The sequence below is a fragment of the Reyranella soli genome, assembly GCF_007992495.1.
Taxonomy (GTDB): domain Bacteria; phylum Pseudomonadota; class Alphaproteobacteria; order Reyranellales; family Reyranellaceae; genus Reyranella; species Reyranella soli.
This window is the reverse complement of sequence record NZ_BKAJ01000189.1, coordinates 1-19,716: the sequence shown is the minus strand read 5'-3', so window position 1 is coordinate 19,716 and position 19,716 is coordinate 1. Positions and strand designations below refer to the sequence as shown.

General features: G+C 66.0%; 19 protein-coding genes. 7 read left to right on the top strand and 12 right to left on the bottom strand.

Going from position 1 to position 19,716, the window contains the following annotated elements:
- From RSO01_RS40335 to RSO01_RS40325, 3 genes are all read left to right on the top strand, one after another.
- Positions 1 to 1,720, top strand: a 1,720-nt coding sequence (locus tag RSO01_RS40335; RefSeq protein WP_147156253.1) for an ABC transporter permease, incomplete at its 5' end; no start/stop codon positions are given.
- The gene (locus tag RSO01_RS40330; RefSeq protein ID WP_170303730.1) at positions 1,704 to 2,687 is read left to right on the top strand and encodes an HlyD family secretion protein; all 984 of its coding nucleotides are present in this window, start codon (positions 1,704 to 1,706) and stop codon (positions 2,685 to 2,687) included. The genes RSO01_RS40335 and RSO01_RS40330, both read left to right, overlap by 17 nt.
- On the top strand, positions 2,684 to 4,204 hold the full coding sequence (locus RSO01_RS40325) for a mechanosensitive ion channel family protein (protein ID WP_147156254.1): 1,521 nt from the start codon (positions 2,684 to 2,686) through the stop codon (positions 4,202 to 4,204). Before RSO01_RS40330 ends, RSO01_RS40325 begins: the two co-directional genes overlap by 4 nt.
- Positions 4,205 to 4,214: 10 nt before the next feature.
- On the opposite strand, the gene RSO01_RS40320 is transcribed toward RSO01_RS40325, so the two are convergent.
- The 12 genes from RSO01_RS40320 to RSO01_RS40265 all read right to left on the bottom strand — a co-directional run bounded on the left by RSO01_RS40320 (position 4,215) and on the right by RSO01_RS40265 (position 16,361).
- Complete coding sequence (locus RSO01_RS40320) at positions 4,215 to 4,778, bottom strand: cytochrome P460 family protein (protein ID WP_147156251.1); 564 nt, start codon at positions 4,776 to 4,778, stop codon at positions 4,215 to 4,217.
- 89 nt (positions 4,779 to 4,867) lie between these two features.
- On the bottom strand, positions 4,868 to 6,415 hold the full coding sequence (arfA, locus tag RSO01_RS40315; protein ID WP_147156250.1) for an arabinosylfuranosidase ArfA: 1,548 nt from the start codon (positions 6,413 to 6,415) through the stop codon (positions 4,868 to 4,870).
- A complete protein-coding gene (locus tag RSO01_RS40310) occupies positions 6,408 to 7,232 on the bottom strand; it encodes an ABC transporter ATP-binding protein (protein WP_147156249.1) in 825 nt (274 codons plus the stop codon). Before RSO01_RS40310 ends, arfA begins: the two co-directional genes overlap by 8 nt.
- The gene (locus RSO01_RS40305; protein WP_147156248.1) at positions 7,229 to 8,224 is read right to left on the bottom strand and encodes an ABC transporter ATP-binding protein; all 996 of its coding nucleotides are present in this window, start codon (positions 8,222 to 8,224) and stop codon (positions 7,229 to 7,231) included. The genes RSO01_RS40310 and RSO01_RS40305 overlap by 4 nt, the downstream gene beginning before the upstream one ends.
- A complete protein-coding gene (locus RSO01_RS40300) occupies positions 8,221 to 9,078 on the bottom strand; it encodes an ABC transporter permease (RefSeq protein WP_147156247.1) in 858 nt (285 codons plus the stop codon). The genes RSO01_RS40305 and RSO01_RS40300 overlap by 4 nt, the downstream gene beginning before the upstream one ends.
- Before the next feature lie 2 nt (positions 9,079 to 9,080).
- Positions 9,081 to 10,085: an ABC transporter permease gene (locus RSO01_RS40295; RefSeq protein ID WP_147156246.1), complete on the bottom strand. Its 1,005-nt coding sequence runs from the start codon at positions 10,083 to 10,085 to the stop codon at positions 9,081 to 9,083.
- A gap of 150 nt (positions 10,086 to 10,235) precedes the next feature.
- Positions 10,236 to 12,125 (bottom strand): ABC transporter substrate-binding protein, encoded by a 1,890-nt coding sequence (locus RSO01_RS40290; protein WP_147156245.1) that lies wholly within the window; start codon positions 12,123 to 12,125, stop codon positions 10,236 to 10,238.
- Positions 12,126 to 12,355: 230 nt separating this feature from the next.
- On the bottom strand, positions 12,356 to 12,850 hold the full coding sequence (locus RSO01_RS40285) for a tetratricopeptide repeat protein (protein WP_147156244.1): 495 nt from the start codon (positions 12,848 to 12,850) through the stop codon (positions 12,356 to 12,358).
- Between the two features lie 59 nt (positions 12,851 to 12,909).
- A complete protein-coding gene (locus tag RSO01_RS40280) occupies positions 12,910 to 14,577 on the bottom strand; it encodes an adenylate/guanylate cyclase domain-containing protein (protein ID WP_147156243.1) in 1,668 nt (555 codons plus the stop codon).
- A gap of 4 nt (positions 14,578 to 14,581) precedes the next feature.
- Positions 14,582 to 14,932, bottom strand: a complete 351-nt coding sequence (gene arsC / locus RSO01_RS40275) for an arsenate reductase (glutaredoxin) (protein WP_147156242.1) — start codon at positions 14,930 to 14,932, stop codon at positions 14,582 to 14,584.
- Positions 14,933 to 15,128: 196 nt separating this feature from the next.
- Entirely contained in the window at positions 15,129 to 15,683 is a 555-nt protein-coding gene (locus RSO01_RS40270; RefSeq protein ID WP_147156241.1) for a regulatory protein RecX, read from the bottom strand.
- Positions 15,684 to 15,704: 21 nt separating this feature from the next.
- Positions 15,705 to 16,361, bottom strand: a complete 657-nt coding sequence (locus RSO01_RS40265; RefSeq protein ID WP_147156240.1) for an HAD-IA family hydrolase — start codon at positions 16,359 to 16,361, stop codon at positions 15,705 to 15,707.
- 184 nt (positions 16,362 to 16,545) lie between these two features.
- Here RSO01_RS40265 and RSO01_RS40260 point away from each other — a divergent pair, with 184 nt between their 5' ends.
- From RSO01_RS40260 to RSO01_RS40250, 4 genes are all read left to right on the top strand, one after another.
- On the top strand, positions 16,546 to 17,172 hold the full coding sequence (locus RSO01_RS40260) for a TetR/AcrR family transcriptional regulator (protein ID WP_170303729.1): 627 nt from the start codon (positions 16,546 to 16,548) through the stop codon (positions 17,170 to 17,172).
- 78 nt (positions 17,173 to 17,250) lie between these two features.
- Positions 17,251 to 17,682 (top strand): SxtJ family membrane protein, encoded by a 432-nt coding sequence (locus tag RSO01_RS40255; RefSeq protein WP_147156238.1) that lies wholly within the window; start codon positions 17,251 to 17,253, stop codon positions 17,680 to 17,682.
- 20 nt (positions 17,683 to 17,702) lie between these two features.
- Positions 17,703 to 17,855, top strand: coding sequence for a DUF5989 family protein (locus tag RSO01_RS47965; RefSeq protein ID WP_170303728.1), 153 nt, complete (start codon positions 17,703 to 17,705; stop codon positions 17,853 to 17,855).
- Between the two features lie 18 nt (positions 17,856 to 17,873).
- Entirely contained in the window at positions 17,874 to 19,709 is a 1,836-nt protein-coding gene (locus tag RSO01_RS40250; protein ID WP_147156237.1) for a carbamoyltransferase family protein, read from the top strand.
- Positions 19,710 to 19,716 lie beyond the last annotated feature (7 nt).

Sequence of the window (19,716 nt, the reverse complement as noted above, 5' to 3'; positions counted from 1 at the left end):
CCCCCGCCGCGACATGACGGAGTGGCTGGCGGCGGCCGACGGCGATGCGGTGACGGCGCTGGTCGGCAAGCTCGCGCCGTACTTCGGCCTCTTCGTGGTGATGCTGGTGATCGCCGCACTGACCATCCACGACGGCTTCCAGGTACCCTTCCGCGGCGATCCGGTCATCGCCGGTCTTGCCGGCTGCCTGTTCATCGCGGCCTACCTCTGCGTCGGCGCGCTGTTCCAGCTCCTGGTGCGCAATCTTGCCTTCGGCCTGTCGCTCACCGGCATCTTCTGCTCGCCGGCCTTCGGCTTCGCCGGGGTGGGCTTTCCCCTGCTGGCGATGGGTGACTTCGCCCGCTTCTGGGGCAACCTGCTGCCGGCGCGCTGGTACATGCAGGTGCTGTCCGACCAGGCGGCGCGCGGCGCGCCGGCCCAAGAGTCGATCGAGCCCTTGGCGATCCTGGCCGTGCTGACCGTCGTCTTCCTGGGCCTTGCCGTCCTGCGTCTGCGGTCCATCGCCGGAGAATTGCTGCCGCAGGAAGAAGCCGTCCGATCCGAGCAAAGCCCGCATCGCTTCGCCGTCGTACGCGCCTTTGCCGCCGAATATGGCGGCGCCTTGCGCGACCGCGGCGCGTTCGGATTGCTGGTGCTGGCGCCGATCATCTATGGGGTGCTCTATCCGCAGCCCTATCTCGGGCAGCTCGTGCGCGACATCCCGATCGCCGTCGTCGACGAGGATTCCACCGAGATCAGCCGCCAGCTGGTGCAGAGCCTGAACGCGCACGAGGCGATCCGCGTCGGCGCCCGCTTCAGCACGCTCGCCGAGGCGCACGCTGCGCTCGAGCGACGCCAGGTGTTCGCCATCCTCGACATTCCAGCCGGCACCGAGCGCGAGGTGCTGGCTGGGCGCCGGGCACGCCTGCCGGCCTATGTCGATTCCGTCTACTTCCTCCTCTACAACCGCACGCTCCAGGGCATCCTCGAAGCCAACGCCGCGCTGAACGCCGATCTCCAGTCGGGTGATTCCCGTCCTGACGGCAGCCTCTATCGCGCCGCCTTGGCACGCAGCTCGCCGGTCGAGGTGATCAACCAGCCGCTGTTCAATCCGACGGGCGGTTATGCCAGCTACATCGTGCCGGCGGCCTTCATGCTGATCCTGCAGCAGACCCTGCTCATGGGCGCGGCGAGCCTCGGCGGCATCGCCTTCGAGCAGGGCGGGCAGGGCGCGCGGCGTCGTCGTGGCGGGCCTGCCGCAGTACTCGGCCAGGGCCTCGCGCATCTGTTGCTGGTGCTGCCGGGCGCTGCCTTGTTCCTGGTCGTGCTGCCGCGCATCTATGGCTTCTCGGCGACGACCAGGCTTGGCGATCTGCTGGCGATGCTGGTACCGTTCGTTCTTTCGGTGAGTTTCCTCGGCCAGTTCGTGAGTTCGTGGTTCACGCGGCGCGAGACGGCCGTGCTGCTGTTCATCGCCATCAGCCTGCCGCTGTTCTTCCTGGTCGGCGTCGCCTGGCCCGTCGAGGCGATCCCTCCGGCGCTGCGCGCGGTGAGCTTCATCTTCCCCAGCACGTCGGCCATCGATGGGCTGGTCCGCATCAACCAGATGAATGCGAGCCTGGCCGACGTCTTCGGCGATTGGCTTCGGCTCTGGGCACTTGTCGTCCTGTACGGTGCGCTCGCCTCGCTGGCGACGGCTCCCTTGCTCGCGCGGTGGAGGAATCATGAGCGCACGGCGTAAGCGTCAGCTGATCATCGCGCTGGCGATCGTCGCGGTGGCCGTCGCTGGCCTGCTCGCTTTCCTGCCGCGACATCGTCCGTTACCGGCCTTCGCCGGCATGGTGCGCCAGACCGAGATCCGCATCGCGCCGGAGATCACCGGCCGGCTTGCCTCGATCGACGTGCAGGCAGGGCAGGCGGTGCGCAAGGGCGAGCTGCTGGCCGTGCTCAGCAACCCCGAGCTCATGGCCTCCCTGGGCGAGGCCGAGGCGGCGGCCCGCAGCGCTGCGGCCGAGCGCGCCCGCGTCTATGTCGGCATGCGCGCCGAGGAAGTCTCGATCCTCGCCCAGGCCGTCGATACAGCCCAGGCCAACCTGCTGCTCGCCGAACAGGAGCAGGTCCGCGCCGCGGCGCTGGCGGCGCGCGACTTCGCCAGCAAGCAGAAGCTCGACGAGAGCGATGCATCGCTCGCCAAGGCGCGGGCCGATCTTGCTCTGAAGAGCGCCCAGCTCTCGGCGGCGCGCGCCGGGCCGACCGCCGAGGAGCGCGCCCTGGCTGATGCCCGGCTGGCGCTGGCCGAGGCCACGGTGGCCGATCTCAAGGCGAAGGTCGCCAAGACGCGGCTGGTGGCGCCGGTCGACGGCACGGTCGGCGTCCTGGTCGCCGAGCCGGGCGAGATCCTGCCGGTCGGCAAGCCGGTGCTGACCCTCTATGTCGGCAACGAACGCTGGTTCGCTTTTACCCTGCGCGAAGATGCGCTGGGCAGGATCGGGGTGGGCAGCGAGCTGACGCTGACCACGGACGGCGGCAAGCGCATCGCCGCGCGCGTCACCGAGCTGCGTCCGCTCGGCGAGTTCGCCACCTGGCGGGCGGCGCGTGCGGTGGGCGATCACGATCTGAACAGTTTCCGTCTGCGGCTCGATCCGATCGGCGCCAAGGACGACGGGCTCGAACCGGGCATGACGGTTTGGCTTGCGGGAGGAACCTGATGGACGAGCTGACCGTCAAGGAGCTGGTGTTCGACCCGTTCGTCCAGACCGGTGTCGTCGCCATATTGGGCGCGCTGATCACCCGCGTGCTGCTGCGCCACTATCCGGCGCGACGCCTGGTCTTCCAGCTCGGCTTCTTCCTGGCGTTGACGGCGCTGCTCTATCACCACGGCATCGTCCCGTACGAGATCGCGCCCGATACTACGCCCGCCTTCGAGCGCGTTTTCGTGGCCGTGGCAAAGATCATCTGGTGGATCAACGCTGCCTGGGTCCTGACCGGGTTCACCCGCGTCTTCCTGATCTTCGAGCGGCGCCCGCTCGAGGGCCGGCTGATCCAGGATCTCGTGGTCGGCGTCATCTATCTCAGCGCCGTGCTGTCGGTCTTCGCCTACGTCTTCAGCGCACCGGTCGGCACCCTGATCGCGACCTCCGGCGTGTTTGCGATCATCCTGGGCCTCGCCTTGCAGAGCACGCTGGCCGACGTGTTCTCCGGCATCGCCCTCAATCTCAGCAAGGCTTACGAAGTCGGCGACTGGATCGTGCTGAACGACGGCATCGAGGGCCGGGTCGTGGAGACGAACTGGCGGGCGACGCACCTGCTCAACGCCTCGAACGACCTGGTGGTGCTGCCGAACAGCGGCCTGGCCAAGGCTCAGCTCACCAACCTAAGCAGCCCCAATCGCAATCACGGGGTAAAGCTGCGCGTCCGGGTGGCGCCGACCATGGCGCCGTCGACGATCTCGGACGTGATGCGCACGGTGCTGCTCAGCAGCAACAACATCATGCCGACGCCTGCGCCCTCGGTGGAGATCAAGTCGCTCGACGCCCACGCCGTCGAGCTGGAGCTCTCCTTCCGCGTCCGCGACTTCGGGGTGGCGGCAACGGCGCGGCACGAGGTCTATGATCTGATCTATCGCCACACGCGCGCGGCCGGGCTGGCGCTGGCGCCGCCGCGCGAGGCGGGCGCGCCGGCATTCGTCGGCCAGGCGGCGGCGACCGCCCCCACGCCCAGGGGGACGGCGCTGCGCCTGGTCGATGCCGTGCCGCTGTTCGCATCGCTGATGGACGACGAGAAGGCGGCGCTGGCCGACACCATGACGCGCAAGACCTATCGCAAGGGCGAGGTGCTTGCCGCGCAAGGCGACAAGCTCAACTCCCTGGTGGTCATCCGGACCGGCGTTGCCGTGGTATCGCGCGACGAGGGTGTCGGCGAGATCGAGCTGAGCCGGCTGGCGCCCGGCGACTATTTTGGCGAAAGCGGCCTGTTTGCCGGAGCGGGCGAACCCGGAACGGTGCGTGCCCTGACGTTTGTCGTGGCCTACGAGGTGGGCCAGGCGGCGCTCGCTAAGCTGATGCATGACCGGCCGGCCATCGCCGACGACATCAGCCTGACGCTGACACGGCGCGCCAAGACTGCTGCAACGGGACTGGCCGACGACAGCGGCCTTGGACCCGCGCCGTCATTCTCGGTCCTGGTAACCCGGATCCGGCAACTCTTCGAGCTGCCGCACGGTTAGATCGCTCGTCTCACCGCTTGCCGTATTCCGTGAAGACGTAGTCGCGCGTCACCACGTCCGTGTGGCACGTGAGCCCGCACTTCGCGTCGTTTCCCTGCGGCGGTCTGGATGCCGCGTTGGCGGGCCTGAACGTACCGGAGGCTTCGTCGTAATCGAACGCGCCCCATCCCCAGCCGCCGCTGTCGGCGAACCGCTTGCTGTCCTTCACCATGAAGTCGACATCGTGCAGGGTGCCCGGCACCATCGGCTGGCCCGGATAGCTCTCCTGCTTTTTCGGATTCCAGTGGATCTTCGCCATCATGGCGCCGTCGGGGAAGGACTTGCCGTTGTCGGGGATGCCTTGCTTGTAGGCGTCGATCATCGCTGGATTGCCCAGGATCGCGGCGACCTTGCCGCCGTTCACGCTGAGCGAGATGACAGCCCAGTCCTCGTATCCCCTGAACTCGGAGAAGGCGAGGCCGCCCGGCACTTTGACGGCGTACTTGTCCTTGTCCTGGGCGGAAATCGAGACACTGGTGACCAGGATAGCGATCGATGCCGAGATGCTGACGCCGGTCAGAATGGCTGTTCTCATCGCGCATTCTCTCCCTGAGTATCAGGGAGAGGCTAACACGCGATGTTCATGACCATGAAGCCGACCGCCGTCATGGCCGGTATGCGGGTCTAGTTCAAAGACAGCTGGATGACATTCCACGACGCAGGTGACAGCGTCGCCTCGAGTTTCCCGCCCTGGACGCGCACCGTCGCGAGGGACTTGGGCGCGATCCGGTCGGGATCGTCCTTGGTGTTCATCGCCTTGAGGTCGGCGTCAGCCAGCTGCAGCGCCTGCTTGACGGCAAGCGTGCCGAATCCGCCGGCCTCCAGGCTGAGAGGCAATGCCTCATCGAGACTACGATTCAGCGCGAACAAGGTGAGCGTGCCCGCCCTGTCGTCGTGCACGGCGGCGAGCTTGAGGTAGGGCGCCGCGGGAATTTCGTAGTAGTCGTTGATCGGGCCCTGCGGATCGTTGTAGCGCGCGGAATAAGTGGGCGAATCGATCTCGGCACGCAGCACGCGGCCACGCCCCATGCGGCTGAAATGGGCGAAGGGATGGAAGATCGTCTGCCGCCAAGCCGGGCCGTCGGTCTCCGTCATGATCGGCGCGATGACGTTCACCAGCTGGGCGAGACACGCCGCCTTGACGCGGTCGGCATGATTCAGGAGCGAGATGCACATGCCGCCGAAGGCCAGCGCATCTTCCATGTTGTAGGGCTCCTCGAGGATCGGCGGCGCCACTGGCCAGCCTTCCTTGACGCGGGCAGCGCGATTGCGCCGCGTACGGTACCAGACGTTCCATTCGTCGAAGCTCAGCATGATGCGCTTCTGGGAACGGCGGCGGGCCGCGACGGCGTCGGCAATCGCCACCACCTCGTCGATGAAATTGTCCATCAGGTCGACGCTTGCCAGGAAGGCCGGCGTGCCGCCGTCGTAGTTGTTGAGATAGGTGTGCAGCGAGATGTACTCGACGTGATCGAACGTGTGCTGCAGGACCGTGTCCTCCCACGCCCCGAAGGTCGCCATGCGCCGGCCGGAGGAGCCGCACGCCGCGAGCTCGATCGAGGGATCGATCCACTTCATCATCTTGGCCGCCTCGTGGGCGATGCGGCCGTATTCGTGGGCGGTCTTGGCTTCCATCTGCCAGGGGCCGTCCATCTCGTTGCCCAGGCACCAGAACTTCACGCCGTGCGGCTTGTCCCAGCCGTGCTTCCTGCGGAGATCCGACAGCGCCGTGCCGGCGGGATGGTTGCAGTATTCGACCATGTTGCGGGCGGCATCGCCGCCTCTGGTGCCGAGGTTGACGGCCAGCATCGGCTCGATGTTGGCGGCGCGGCACCAGTCGATGAACTCGTTGGTGCCGAACTCGTTGGTCTCGGTCGACATCCAGGCGAGGTCGAGCCGGCGCGGCCGCTCGGCGACGGGGCCTACTCCATCCTCCCAATTGTAGCCCGAGACGAAGTTGCCGCCGGGATAGCGCATGATGGTGGGCGCGAGCTCGCGCACCAACTCAAGCACGTCCTGGCGGAATCCTCTGGCGTCGGCAGTGCGATGGCCGGGCTCGAAGATGCCGCCATAGATGCAGCGGCCGAGATGTTCCAGGAAGGCGCCGAACAGGCGCGGATCGGTCGCGCCGATGGCGAAATCGCGGTGCAGGCGGACAGTGACGTTACGCATGGAAAGCGGCTCCGGTGGGCGGGACTTCGGGAGAGAGCACGGAACTCTTGAGCAGCTGCGAATAAGGATGCTGCGGGTCGTCGAGCACGGCGCGCGCCTCGCCGCTTTCGACGACCTTGCCGTGACGCATGATCAGGATGCGGTCGCTGACATAGTAGGCGGTGGCGAGGTCATGGGTGATGTAGATGATCGAGACGCCGCGCCGCTCGCGCAGGCCGCGCAGCAGGTTGACGATCGAGGCGCGGAGCGAGGCGTCGATCATCGATACCGGCTCGTCGGCGACCAGCAGCGCCGGCTTCGAAATCAAGGCGCGGGCGATCGCCACGCGCTGCAGCTGCCCGCCCGACAGCTCGTGGGGATAGCGGCCGCGAACCTCGGCGAGCGACAGGCCCACTTCCTTGAGGGCGCCGTCGGCGGCGTCGCGGATCGCGGCCTCGCCCTCGACGCCCGCCATGCGCCGCGCCGTGGCGAACAAGTAGCGGTCGAGCCGCTTCATGGGGTTGAAGGCCTCGAACGGATTCTGGAAGACCGGCTGGACCTCCTTCATGAAGGCAAGCCGCGCGCGGCTGCCGCGGATATCGGCGAGATCCTTGCCTTTGAAGCGGATGGCGCCGGTGCTGGGCGGCACCATGCCGAGGATCATGCGCGCCAGCGTGGTCTTGCCGCTGCCCGACTCGCCCACGACAGTCAGGATCTCCGGCCGGCCTGCCTCCAGTTGCAGGCTGACGCCGTCGACGGCCGTGACACGGCGGGCCGCGAACAAACCACCGGTGCGGTAGACGCGGCTGACATCCTCGACCTCGAGCAGCGCGCTCATGCCGGACGCTCCGGTTCGGGATGGAAGCAGGCGGCCCGATGGCCGGGCGACAGCTCCGCCATCGGCGGCGCCTCGCGGCGGCAGATGTCGGAAGCGCGTGGGCAGCGCGGATGGAAGCGGCAGCCCGGCGGAGGATCGGCGAGGTTGGGCGGCGCGCCGTCCAGGCCCTTCTTGGGCGCGGTGTCGCCCAGTCGTGGCAGGCTCGCGATCAGGTGGGCGGTGTAGGGATGGCGTGGCGCGCGGAAGATGTCGGCGGTTCGGCCCTCCTCGACCAGGCGGCCGGCATACATGATGCCCAGCCGGTCGGTGAGGTTGGCATGCACGGCCATGTCGTGCGTGACGAAAATGATCGACGAGCCGAGCTCGCGCTGGATCTCGTGGATCATGGCCAGGACGCCCTTCTGGACGACGACATCCAGCGCCGTGGTCGGCTCGTCGGCAATGATGAATTCCGGCCGGCAGACGGTGGCGAGCGCGATGGTGACGCGCTGGCGCATGCCGCCGGACAGCTGATGGGGAAAGGCGTCGAGCACGTCGGGTGCCAGGTGCAGGCGCTGCAGGTGGTCGCGCACGACTTGCAGGAATTCAGGCTTGGGACGACCGATGTGGCGGAAGGCGAAGTCGAAGAAGGTGTGCCGTACCCGCCGGACCGGGTTCAGCACGTTCATCGAGCCTTGCATGATGTAGCTGAGATGCTTCCAGCGTATTTTGCCCAGCGCCTCGCGGCTGATGCGATGGATGTCGACCGGCCTGTCGCCGAAGCGGAACACGACCGAGCCGGCCAGCACCTCGAGCGGCGGCTGGATGGCGTTGGCGATGGTCTTGATCAGGGTGGTCTTTCCGCTGCTCGATTCGCCGGCCAGGCCGTAGATTTCGCCGGCCGCGATCGACAGCGAGATGTCGTCGACCGCCCGCACCTCGCGGCTGACGCCGTAGGCGGAGGTCCGGTACCAGGCGCGCAGGCCCGAGACGGTGAGCACCGGTTCGCTCATCCGCCGCTCCGGCCGAGGCGGCTGCGCGGGTCGATGTACTCGTTCATCGACACGGCGAGCAGGAACAGGCCGATGAAGGCCAGGATCACCAGCAGGACAGGGAAGAAGATCCACCACCAGATGCCGGCGACCAGCGCGGTGTGCTGGTTGGCCCAGTAGATCAGCACGCCGATGGTCGGCGTGTTGATGTCGGTGAAGCCCAGCACCGACAGCGTCACCTCGAGCCCGATCGACCAGTTGATGTTGTTCATGGTGGTCGAGAACACGATCGGCAGGACGTAGGGCAGGTGCTCCTCGACCAGGATCTGGCGCATCGACATGCCGGAGAAGATGCCGGTCTCGGTGAACTCGCGCGTGCGCAGGCTGAGCGCCACCGAACGGATCAGGCGTGCATCGTAGGCCCAGCCCAGGCAGGCCATCATCAACGCAAGCAGCCCCCACGACATGTGGTCCTTCATCACGAAGTAGAACAGCACCAGGATCGGGAACAGCGGGATGACGATGAAGGTGTCGTTGATCGACATCAGCGCGCGATCGACCAGGCCGCCGCAGTAACCCGCGACCAGCCCGATCACCAGCGCCAGCAGGCGGCTGATCAGGGCGACCGTGACGCCGAACAGGAGCGTGTTGCGGATCGAGAAGGTGAGCAGCCAGAACAGGTCCTGGCCGCGCGACGTCGTGCCCATCGGGTATGCCCACGATGGCGGCACGTCAGGCGGCACCACGAAACTGTCGTTCGGCGGATAGGGCGAGAAGAAGGAGAGCAGCGCGAAGCCCAGCACGATCGCCAGCAGGACCAGGCCGACCGCGAACTGGCGGTTGAAGCGCAACAGGTCGATCAGGATGCGGCCCATGCTCAGCGCGCCTTCACGCGGGGGTCGAGCAGCGGATAGGCAAGGTCGATCAGCAGGACGGCGACCGACACCGCCACGATCGACACCGTGGTGATGCCGAGCACCAGGCTGTAGTCGCCGACATGGACGGCCGAGACCAGCAGCGTTCCGACGCCGGGATAGCCGAACACCTGCTCGGTGATGATGGCGCCGTTGAAGATCGAGCCCAGCGACATCGCCAGCCCGGTGACCTGCGGCACCAGGGCGTTGCGCATGACGTAGGAGCCGAGGATGCGGCGGCGCTCGACGCCGCCCAGCTCGGCGTAGGCCACGTAGTCCTCGGTCACGATGTTGGAGACCAGCGAGCGCATGCCCATGAACCAGCCGCCCAGCCCGACCAGGGCCAGCGACAGCACGGGCAGGATGGCATGGGCCGCGACGCTGCCGATGAACTCCCAGCTCCAGTCGCGCGTCATGTTCATCTTGTAGCCGCCGCTGATCGGCAGCACCGGCCACAGGTAGCCGAACACGATCAGCAGCAGGAAAGCGACGATATAGTAGGGGATGGGATGAAAGGTCATCGCCAGGATGCCGGCGAAGCGCAGCGCCTTGCTGCGCCGATAGTAGCCCGCGAGGCCGCCCAGCAGGTTGCCGAGCACCCAGGTCAGCAGCGTCGAGACGACCAGCAGGGCCACCGTCCACGGCAGCGCCCGGCCGATCAGGGTCGAGACGGGCGTGGGGAAGGCCGAAAGGGAGGGGCCGAAGTCGCCCGTCGCGACGCGACTCCAGAACGAGACGTACTGGTCGCCGAGACTGCCCTCGAGACCGTACAGCTCCTTCAGCGACTGGCGCATCAGCGCGATCGCCTCGGGGCTGGTGCTGCCGAATTGCGTCGCCGCCGCGATCGACTGCTCGACCGGATCGATCGGCGTCGCGTGCGTGACGATGAAGGCGATGTTGATCCCAATGAATACCACCAGGGCGAACTGCCCGAGGCGCGTCAGGAGATAAAGCGGGTACCCGGTCATGCTTTCGTCATCCCGACCGGAGCCGAGCGAAGCGAGGCGTAGCGGAGGGACCTGTTTTGTTGCTGTGCCGACAAGACGAGGTCCCTCGACTACGGCGCCCTGCGGGCGGCTTCGCTCGGGATGACGGAACTATTGTTCGCGCCGTTTCGCTCACGGCTTGGGCTTCAGCTTCACCATCATGTACTTGGTATTCGCCCAGTTCGGCACCGGATCCGTGTAGGGCGCGGCCGCCGCGTTGGGGTAGCCGGTCCAGTAGGTGTCATCCATCACCGTGAAGACGTTGTAGGACATCAGCGGGATGGTCGGCATCTCCTGCACGACGAGCTTCACGTATTCGCGGTTGAGATCGAGGCCCTTGGGATCGTCGAACCCGGTCTGGCGCACCTGCTCGATGATCTTGTCGAGCGCGGGGTTAGACCAGCGCTGCCAGTTGCGTGGCGGCTGCGGCTTGCCGGGCTGGGCCACGAACTGCGAGTGCCAGCTGTCGAGGAAGAACGAGAGGTCAGGATGGCCGCCCCAGGTCTCGACGCTCCAGGTGATCATCGCCTCGAAGTCGCCGGCCTGGCGGCGGTCGATCATGCTGCCCTGGGCCACGACAGTCGAGGCATCGATGCCGAACTGGCGCCATTGCTGGGCGATCATGCTGCCGGCGCGCGTCATCACCGGCCGGCCTTCGCCCTCGACCATCAGCTTGATGGCGAACGGTTTGCCGTCGGGCATGAACCACTTGTCGCCCTTCTTGGCAAAGCCGCCGCGTTCCAGGAGTTCGGCGGCGGCCTGCGGGTTGGGCTTCCACCAGCCACGGCCGAACGACTTGGCGATGTCGTCGGCGCTGACCGGGATCTGATCGCCGAGCGAGGGCCTGAGTGAATCGGCGATCTGCTTGCCGATGGTGGGATCGTACGGCTTGATCTTGCGCTTGCCGGTATCGATCTCGAACGCCTGCAGCCAGCTCTCCAGCGGCGCGTGGTAGACCTCCGGCGCCGATCCGGTGGGCGGCACGCCGATCGCCGAGATGGTCGCGGCGCCGCGGTACGAGGCCATCGACACCGCCTTGATGTCGATCAGGAGAGCCAGCGCCCAGCGCACGTCACGGCTCTTGAACATGTCGTTCTGGGCGTTGAGCACCACTGCCGGCAGGGTCGGGTCGGGATGGGCGTAAGGAAAGCCCTTGAACCAGCCGTGCGAGGTCTTGCTCTGCTTGGCGAGCGTGAACATGCCTTCGGGCGAGACGTCGTGGATGATGTCGAGTTCGTGGTTGAGCTGGGCGATGACGCGCTTGTCCGGCGGGCCGGGGTCGACGTAAGCGACGTACTTCGGCCCGGGCTCGCCGAAGCGGGCCACGGTGGTGCGCTGCCAGTCGGGACGCTTCTGCCAGATGAACCACTTGCCGTTGGGATCGAAGGAATTGAGCGTGTAGGCGCCGAGCGTCACCGGCGGGTTGAAGTCGAACTTCAGCGGATCGGCCACCTTCTCGAAGACGTGCTTGGGCATCATCCACATGGCGTTCCAGCGCACCGTGAACAGCGCATGGAAGCGCGAGTTGGGCTTCTTCAGCTTGAACACGACAGTGCCGTCGTCGGGTGCGCTGACCTCGGCGACGTTGACCTGCACGGGAGCGCTCCAGCGCAACCCGTTGGTCTTCATGTGGGTCTGGATGGTGTAGACGATGTCGGCCGCGCTGAACTCGACGCCGTCACTCCAGAAGATGCCCTTGCGCAGCTTCACCGTCATCTCGGTGAAGTCGGCGTTGTAGATCGGCTTCTCGGAGGCGAGCGAGTTGTCCCACACGCCGTCGACGCCCTTCTGCGGATCGATGTACCAGAACGTGTCCATGCCGAGCTGATGCAGGCCGGTCGACTGGCCGCCAGCATTGATCGCCCAGATGTTGAACCAGCCGGCGTTCTTGATCGTCCCTTCGGGGTTCTCGACGATCAGCGTTTCCTTGCGCGGCAGGTTGGAGATCGTGTTCTGCGCGACGGCTTCGCCGGCCAGGCAACCGACGAACAGGAGCAGCGCGATGTATCGCCAAATGCGCATCGTTTCCCCCAGGTCTTGCGGGCGCGTTTTAGGTTGCGCCCGCTTTCGGGACGTGACGCTAGAGCGTTTTCCGTTCAAATGGAACCGCTCGCGGTTCCATTTGAACGGAAAAGCGCGCTACGACGATGCTGATGACACAGGGCACATTGCGTTCGGCTGATTTCAGCCGAACGCAATGTGCTCTAGTCACGCCCGCCGAAGTCGTCAAACCCGGAGGATCGGCCGACGGATCAATTGGTCGGCTTCTTGCCCTGCTTGTAGTTGGCGATCGCCGTCTTGAGCATGCGGTATTCGGTGCAGCCGAAGACGCAGAGCGAATCGAGCCGCGCCAGCATCTTGTCCGCGTCGGCCGGCTGGTTGAGCATCAGATAAGCCTCGCCGAGATATTCGTGCGCTCCCAGATGGCGCGCATCGATCGCCAGCGCCTGCTGGTAGTACTGCAGCGAGCCCTGCGGATTGCCGGACATGCGCGTGGCGTAGCCCATCAGATTGTAGGCATCGGCGTTGCGCGGATCGCGCTGCACGACTTGTTGCAACAGAGGGATTGCAGGGGCGTAGTTCCTGGCCTCGATCATCGCCTTGGCCTGCGCGAAGTTCGGATCGGCCGGCACCGCGGGTGCGACGGCCGTCGGCTTGGGCGGGTCGGCGCCGCCGCCGGCTGCGAAAGTCGCAATCGGAAATCCAAGAGCGAGCAGTGCCGCCGAAGCAAAAACGGTCAGGCGCATGGTCTACCTCCAGAGGTTGCCGGATTCTCCCCTGATACCTGCCTCGGGCAACGAAAATTTCATGACATTGCCGTGAGTTCGATGACCTTCTTGACGGCGCGCACCGTCAGGCGGCCTTGCCGGCCGCGGATCTCGACGTCGTGGCTTTCCAAGGCGCCGAGGTCGACGCCGGCGCGATCCAGCAGTTCCTGTGAGACGACCAGTTCGGCAGCGAATTCCTTGGTCAGCGCCTCCAGGCGGCTGGCGATGTTCACCGTGTCGCCGATCGCGGTCAGATGCGTGGCGCGCGCATAGCCCATCTCGCCGACGATGGTCGCGCCCGAATGCAGGCCGATGCCGATGCGCAGCGGCTGGTCGAGATCGCCCGACAGCGCCTCGTTGAGATCGGCCAGCGCCTCGCCCATGCGCCGTGCCGCATCGAGCGCCTCGCGGCAGGCGACCTGCGGCTCCTTGCCGAGGCCGAAGATCGCCATCACGCCATCGCCAATGAACTTGTCGAGCCGGCCGCCCGCTGCCTCGATGGCCTGGCCGGTGGCGCGAAAGTAGCGGTTGAGCAGGAACACCACGTCGTAGGGCAGCTTGCCTTCGGAGATCGAGGTGAAGCCACGGATATCGGCGAACAGGATGGCGACGTAGTGCTCGCCGCCATGGGCCTGCGGCTGGCGGCGATAGGCCTCGACCGGCCCGGCCGATGCGGGCAGCAGCGGCGTCACGCGATAGTGGCCGGGCGGCGGGCGCAGCTGGCAGGCCAGCCGCACGTTGGCGGGCGCGCCGACGCGCGCCAGCACCTTCTGCTCTTCCGGCGAGGCTTCGGGCAGCTTGGCGCGGTCCTGGCCGCCGACGCGCACGCGGCAGGTCGAGCAGCGGCCGCGGCCGCCGCACACCGAGGCGTGCGGGATGCCGGCGATGCGGCTCATCTCGAGGATGGTGAGGCCGGTCGGCTGGGCGACACTGCGCCGTTCGTCGTAGTCGAGGCGGACGACGCCGGCGCGGCGTTCCCACAGATCGCGCAATGGCCGCGCGCTCAGCGCGCCGACCAGCACAACCAGCGCGCCGATCTGCAGCTTGCGCGATATGTCGTAGAGATTGGCGATGCCGTCCTGCGACGGCACGTGCGCGCGCTCAAACAGGTTCTGCAGGAAGCCCGGCTGCTGGGCGAGGTCGGCAACGTCGCGCAAGGCGATGGCCGCCCCGGCGATGCTGCCCACCGGCACCAGCAGGGCGATGGCATAGAGCAGCGGCAGCCAAGTGCGATACCAGGGCCGCAGGCGCCAGGCGAAGTGCAGGCCGATGCAGGCATGCAGCCAGACGACGAGAGGGAGTGCGAACTGCTGGAAAATGCCGGTCCACCCGCCGACCACCAGCGAGCCCAGCACCCAGGGATAGCCGGGCTCGACGCCGTAGAGCTCGTGCGCCAGCCGGGTGCCGACGACGTGCGTGGCGCCCAGCGGGATGATCAGCATGCCCAGGATCCATTGCGTCCACTCCCAGGGCGACAGTTTCAGCGCGCGCCGCTGATAGAGCGACCACAGGGCCAGGAAGAAATGGCCGAACAGCGCGCCGTAGAGCACGGTCTGGCCGATCGGATTGTGCCAGATGAGGACGAACCAGTGCCGGCCCGCTTCCAGTATGCGCAGGGAGATCAGGCCGAGCGTGTGGTTCAGCAGATGCGTGACGACATAGAAGAACAGCGCATAGCCCGACCAGAGGCGGAGCCGGCCGACCATGGCGCTATTTCAGGAGCGGCAGCACCGCTTCAGGCGGCCGGCCGATGGCGGCGCGCTTGCCTGCCACGACGATCGGCCGTTGCAACAGGACGGGATGGGCCGCGATCGCCTTCACGATGTCGGCGCGGCTGAGATCGGCCTTCTTCTTCTTGAGCGCCTTGAACTCGGCCTCGCCGTCGCGGATCAGCGCGCCGGGCTCGCCGCCCACCATGTCCAGGAGCTTCTCGACCTCGGCCTTGCTGGGCGGCTCCTTGAGGTATTCGCGGATCGTCGGCGCGACTCCCTTCTTCTTCAGAAGCTCGAGCGTCTCGCGCGATTTGCTGCAGCGCGGGTTGTGCCAGATCGTGATGGTCATCTGTCGTCCTTCCCCGTCCTTCTTTCTCCTCCCCCGTCATACGGGGGAGGGTAGGGAGGGGGAAAGCCACAGTCTCGACCTCGAAAATTTCAGATCTGAAATTCTCAGACATCTCGCCTGTGGCTTTCCCCCTCCGGCCCCTGCGGGGCCACCTCCCCCGTCAGACGGGGGAGGTGGAGATGAGCGTACAAGAGCCTCACTCCTCGTCCAGTGCATCGACGCTCTTCGCGTCGATCACCTTTTTGGCAACATCGAAGGCGAAGCCGGCGCGGGCCATGGCGGCGAGGTCGCGCAGGCGCCTTTCCTTGCGGTCCTTGTCCGGCCGGAACGGTCCGAGCCTGCGCCGCCGCGCCAGCGCCACGGCCGCCTGCCATTCACGCTCGGCCGGGTTGGTGTCGAGCTCGTGGTCCAGCGCCGCCATCGCCCGATCGAGCGTGTCGCCGTCGACGCCGGCGTGCTTCAGCTTCTGGCGCGTCAGCCGGCTCGACGTGCCGCGCCGATGAAGCGCGCGCGCCTTGGTCTGGGCGAACTCCTTGTCGTTGATGGCGCCGGCCTCGATGAACTTCGCGACGATCGCCTCGATCGCCTGCCCGACGTTCTCCATCACCGGTGCCTCGGCCATCTCTGCCTTGCGAACCCGACGGCCGAGAACACGGCGCAGACCTTCGGCCGTGGCGGGATAGCGCTCGAGATAGAACGTCGCTGCGTTCAGCAGGTACTTCGCGGTGATCGGACGCGCCGGACGTTTCACGCTCAACCGCTCTTCACTCAGTCACCGCAGGGGAATGCCGACCATCGCCTGCAGTTCGTCGATCGCCACGTCGGGATCGCCGACCTTGATGGTGCGCATGCCGAGCGCACGGGCAGGCTTCAGGTTGATGCCGAGATCGTCGAGATAGACGCAGTCTTCGGGCTGCACGCCCAAAAGGTCGCAGGCGTGCTGGTAGATGCGCGGATCGGGCTTGCGCATGCCGAGCTTGCTCGATTCCACGACATGCTCGAACAAAGTCATGATCTCGGCGACGGCCTTGGCCTTATCGGCGCTGCGCGCCATGCCGGGCCCTTCGCCATGCTTCATGTTGTTGGTGATGCAGGCGACGCGGAAGGCGCGGCTACAACGTCGCAGCGCCTCGACCATCTGCGGCCGAATGTCGCCGCTCAGCGACTGCAGGATGCGCCAGCCATCGACCTTGTGACCGTTCTGACGCGCCTCCTCCTCGAACAGCGTGACGAAGCCTTCGAGGGAAACTTCGCTGCGTTCCATTTTTGCCCAGGCATTGGTGTCGCCATTGCGCGCATTGAGGCCGCGAATGAAATCTTTGGGAAGACCTGCCTCGGTCTCGTAGCGATTGAAGGCCTCGAAAGGGCTGGAAAGGATCACGCCGCCGAAATCCCACAAAATCGCTCGGGGGCTTTTTGCATGGCTCATATTCATGGTGGTGCGACCCTGTTTACCTTGTTCCTGCCCTAGTCGGCCCTTATTTCACGCCCTCCATAGGCGACGGAGTGATCGATGACCACCGTTCGCCATCACAAGCTAGGAACCAAGCGAAATGAGCGAAGCAGCGGTACAGCCGCGCGGCAACGCAGTGGCACAGTCGAGTGAGGCAGGAATGGGCGACATGAGCCGTTCTGAAACTGGCCGGTCCGATGGACGTAACCGGCGCGCGGCCGAAACTCGGCGCAAGATCATTGCCGCTGCCAAGGCGATGATTTCCGAGACCAGCACGGCGCCGACCGTCGTGGCGGTGGCCAAGCGGGCCGATGTCTCGGTCCGGTCGGTCTTCCAGCATTTTGGTGACGTAGAGTCACTTTTCGTAACTGTTGTGGATAGCGTGCGTGACGACCTGGTCGTGCCGCCGCCGACCCCCAGCAACCGGCCGCTGGACGCCCGCATCCCCTTGGTGGTCGAGAATCTGGCCCAGGTGTTCGACAAGATCGTGCCGCTGCGCGTCGCAGCCGGCCAGTTCGTCAATCATCCGGCCCTGACCGAGCGCGCCAAGGTCTCCACGCTGGAACTGCGCGAGGCCACCCTGGAGGCCTTTGGCCCTGAATTCGCGACCCTGAGCGAGCAGGCCAAGGAAGAGCTTCTGGACGCCATTGGCGCGGCCCTGTCGCTCGAGGCGTGGATCGTGCTGCGTCGCCGGGATGGGCTGAGCTACGAGCGGGCCACCGCCGTGTGGCGGCTCACCCTGGAAGCGCTGCTGGCGCACGGTTTCGCGGCCCCCGCGACCGAATAACCTTCCCCTGGTCGCCAATTGACTTCGCGTTTGAGATCAGTGAGTTAAGGGCCCCCAAAAGGGTGGCAGCACGGGCAAATGGCGACCAGCCAGCTTCACGAGGACTATTCGCGCGAGGAAGAGGTAAAGGCGGGTACCGACCGCGGCTTCGGACTCGTCTTCGCCGGCTTCTTCGCGATCCTCGCAGTACTTTCGCTGTGGCACGGCAGCAAGAACTGGCACTACACGCTGCCGGTGGCGGCGGCGTTCCTGCTGGTGGCGCTGGTTTATCCACGCGTTCTCGCACCCCTCAACCGACTGTGGTTGAAGTTCGGTCTGCTGCTGTACAAGGTGATGAATCCCCTTGTGCTGGGGCTGCTGTTCTTCGTGACCATCATGCCGATCGGCCTCGTCATGCGTGCTTTTGGCAAGGACTTCCTGCGTCTCAAGCGCGATCCTGACGCCAAGAGCTACTGGATCGACCGCACCCCGCCGGGGCCGCCGCCGCAATCCATGAAGAACCAATTCTGATCTGAAAGGGACCAAGGGCAATGGGCTCCATTCTCGTCGAACTCTGGGACTTCATGAGGCAGCGCAAGAAGTTCTGGCTGCTGCCGATCCTGATCATGATGGTGATCTTCGGCGGCTTGATCGTGCTGACCAAGGGCTCGGCGATCGCGCCGTTCGTCTACACGCTGTTCTAACAGGGAGCGGACGCCGCCATGCGCGTGCTCGGCATCTCGGCCTTCTATCATGACAGCGCTGCCGCGCTGATCGAGGACGGCCACCTCGTCGGCGCCGCGCAGGAGGAGCGCTTCACCCGCAAGAAGCACGATTCCGGCTTCCCGCAGCACGCCGTGCAGTACTGCCTCGACGAAGCCGGCATCAAGCTTCAGGACGTCGATTACGTCGCCTTCTACGACAAGCCGTTCCTGAAGTTCGAGCGCCTGCTCGAGACCTATCTCGCCTACGCGCCGCGCGGCTTCCAGTCCTTCCGCATGGCCATGCCGCTGTGGCTGAAGGAGAAGCTCTTCCAGAAGACGCTGCTGCGCGATGAGATGAAACACTGGCAGCCCGACTTCGACTGGCAAAAGCGGCTGCTGTTCGGCGAGCATCACCAGAGCCATGCCGCCTCGGCTTTCTTCCCGTCGCCTTATGAAGAGGCCGCCGTGCTGTGCATGGACGGCGTCGGCGAATGGGCGACCACGTCGCTGGCCTGGGGCCAGGGCAACAAGCTCGAGATGCTGAAGGAGATCCACTTCCCGCATTCGCTCGGGCTGCTCTATTCGGCGTTCACCTACTACACCGGCTTCAAGGTCAACTCCGGCGAATACAAGGTCATGGGCCTGGCGCCCTATGGCGAGCCGAAGTTCAAGGACCTGATCCTCGACAAGATCGTCGACCTCAAGGAGGACGGCTCCTTCCGCCTCGACCAGCAGTACTTCGACTACTGCACCGGGCTCCGCATGACGAACGAGAAGTTCGGCGAGCTGTTCGGCGGCAAGGCGCGCAAGCCCGAGGAGCTGCTGACCCAGCATCACATGGATCTCGCGGCGTCGGTCCAGGCCGTCACCGAAGAGATCGTGATCCGGCTGGCGCGCTCGGTGCGCAAGGAGACCGGCGCGAAGAACATCTGCCTGGCCGGCGGCGTGGCGCTGAACTGCGTCGCCAACGGCAAGCTGCTGCGCGAGAACCTGTTCGACGGCATCTGGGTACAGCCGGCGGCCGGCGATGCCGGCGGCGCGGTCGGCGCGGCCTATGCTGCCTATCACGGCTATCTCGGCCAGGCGCGCAAGCTCAACGGCCATCTCGACGGCATGGCGGGCTCCTATCTCGGCCCCGAGTTCAAGGACGACGAGATCGAGAAGCGCCTGATCGCGGCCGGCGCCAAGCTGACGCGCCTGACCCGCGACCAGATCATCGAGCAGACGGCGCAGGCCCTGGCCGACGAGAAGGCGGTGGGCTGGATGCAGGGCCGCATGGAATTCGGGCCGCGCTCGCTCGGCGCCCGCTCGATCCTGGGCGACGCGCGCTCGCCCTCGATGCAGAAGACGCTGAACCTCAAGGTCAAGTACCGCGAATCGTTCCGTCCCTTCGCGCCGGCGGTGCTGCGCGAGGACGTCGACAAGTATTTCGACATCAAGAGCGACAGCCCCTACATGCTGATGGTGGCGCCGGTGAACGAGGACCGCCGCCGCGCCATGAACGAAGCCGAGCAGGCGCTGTTCGGCATCGACAAGCTGAACGTGCCGCGCTCCGACATTCCGGCCGTGACGCACGTCGATTACTCGGCGCGCATCCAGACGGTGCACAAGGAAACCAACCCGGCCTTCCATGACCTGCTCAGCTCGTTCAAGGCCAAGACCGGCTACTCGGTGGTGGTGAACACCTCGTTCAACGTGCGCGGCGAGCCGATCGTCTGCACGCCCGAGGACGCCTTCCGCTGCTTCATGGGCAGCGAGATCGAGGTGCTGGTGGTCGGCAACTGCTTCCTGCGCAAGGAAGACCAGGACCCGGCGCTGAAGCTCGACTACAAGAACGCCTTCGAGCTGGATTAGCTTCATG

Bases quoted from the DNA above. Each gene is read 5' to 3' on its own strand.
- RSO01_RS40290 (WP_147156245.1), bottom strand. From the start codon at position 12,125: ATGCGCATTTGGCGATACATCGCGCTGCTCCTGTTCGTCGGTTGCCTG.
- RSO01_RS40310 (WP_147156249.1), bottom strand. From the start codon at position 7,232: ATGAGCGCGCTGCTCGAGGTCGAGGATGTCAGCCGCGTCTACCGCACC.
- RSO01_RS40265 (WP_147156240.1), bottom strand. From the start codon at position 16,361: ATGAGCCATGCAAAAAGCCCCCGAGCGATTTTGTGGGATTTCGGCGGC.
- RSO01_RS40320 (WP_147156251.1), bottom strand. From the start codon at position 4,778: ATGAGAACAGCCATTCTGACCGGCGTCAGCATCTCGGCATCGATCGCT.
- RSO01_RS40330 (WP_170303730.1), top strand. From the start codon at position 1,704: ATGAGCGCACGGCGTAAGCGTCAGCTGATCATCGCGCTGGCGATCGTC.
- RSO01_RS40255 (WP_147156238.1), top strand. From the start codon at position 17,251: ATGGCGACCAGCCAGCTTCACGAGGACTATTCGCGCGAGGAAGAGGTA.
- RSO01_RS40260 (WP_170303729.1), top strand. From the start codon at position 16,546: ATGGGCGACATGAGCCGTTCTGAAACTGGCCGGTCCGATGGACGTAAC.
- RSO01_RS40295 (WP_147156246.1), bottom strand. From the start codon at position 10,085: ATGACCGGGTACCCGCTTTATCTCCTGACGCGCCTCGGGCAGTTCGCC.
- RSO01_RS40280 (WP_147156243.1), bottom strand. From the start codon at position 14,577: ATGGTCGGCCGGCTCCGCCTCTGGTCGGGCTATGCGCTGTTCTTCTAT.
- RSO01_RS40305 (WP_147156248.1), bottom strand. From the start codon at position 8,224: ATGAGCGAACCGGTGCTCACCGTCTCGGGCCTGCGCGCCTGGTACCGG.
- arsC (WP_147156242.1), bottom strand. From the start codon at position 14,932: ATGACCATCACGATCTGGCACAACCCGCGCTGCAGCAAATCGCGCGAG.
- arfA (WP_147156250.1), bottom strand. From the start codon at position 6,415: ATGCGTAACGTCACTGTCCGCCTGCACCGCGATTTCGCCATCGGCGCG.
- RSO01_RS47965 (WP_170303728.1), top strand. From the start codon at position 17,703: ATGGGCTCCATTCTCGTCGAACTCTGGGACTTCATGAGGCAGCGCAAG.
- RSO01_RS40250 (WP_147156237.1), top strand. From the start codon at position 17,874: ATGCGCGTGCTCGGCATCTCGGCCTTCTATCATGACAGCGCTGCCGCG.
- RSO01_RS40285 (WP_147156244.1), bottom strand. From the start codon at position 12,850: ATGCGCCTGACCGTTTTTGCTTCGGCGGCACTGCTCGCTCTTGGATTT.
- RSO01_RS40300 (WP_147156247.1), bottom strand. From the start codon at position 9,078: ATGGGCCGCATCCTGATCGACCTGTTGCGCTTCAACCGCCAGTTCGCG.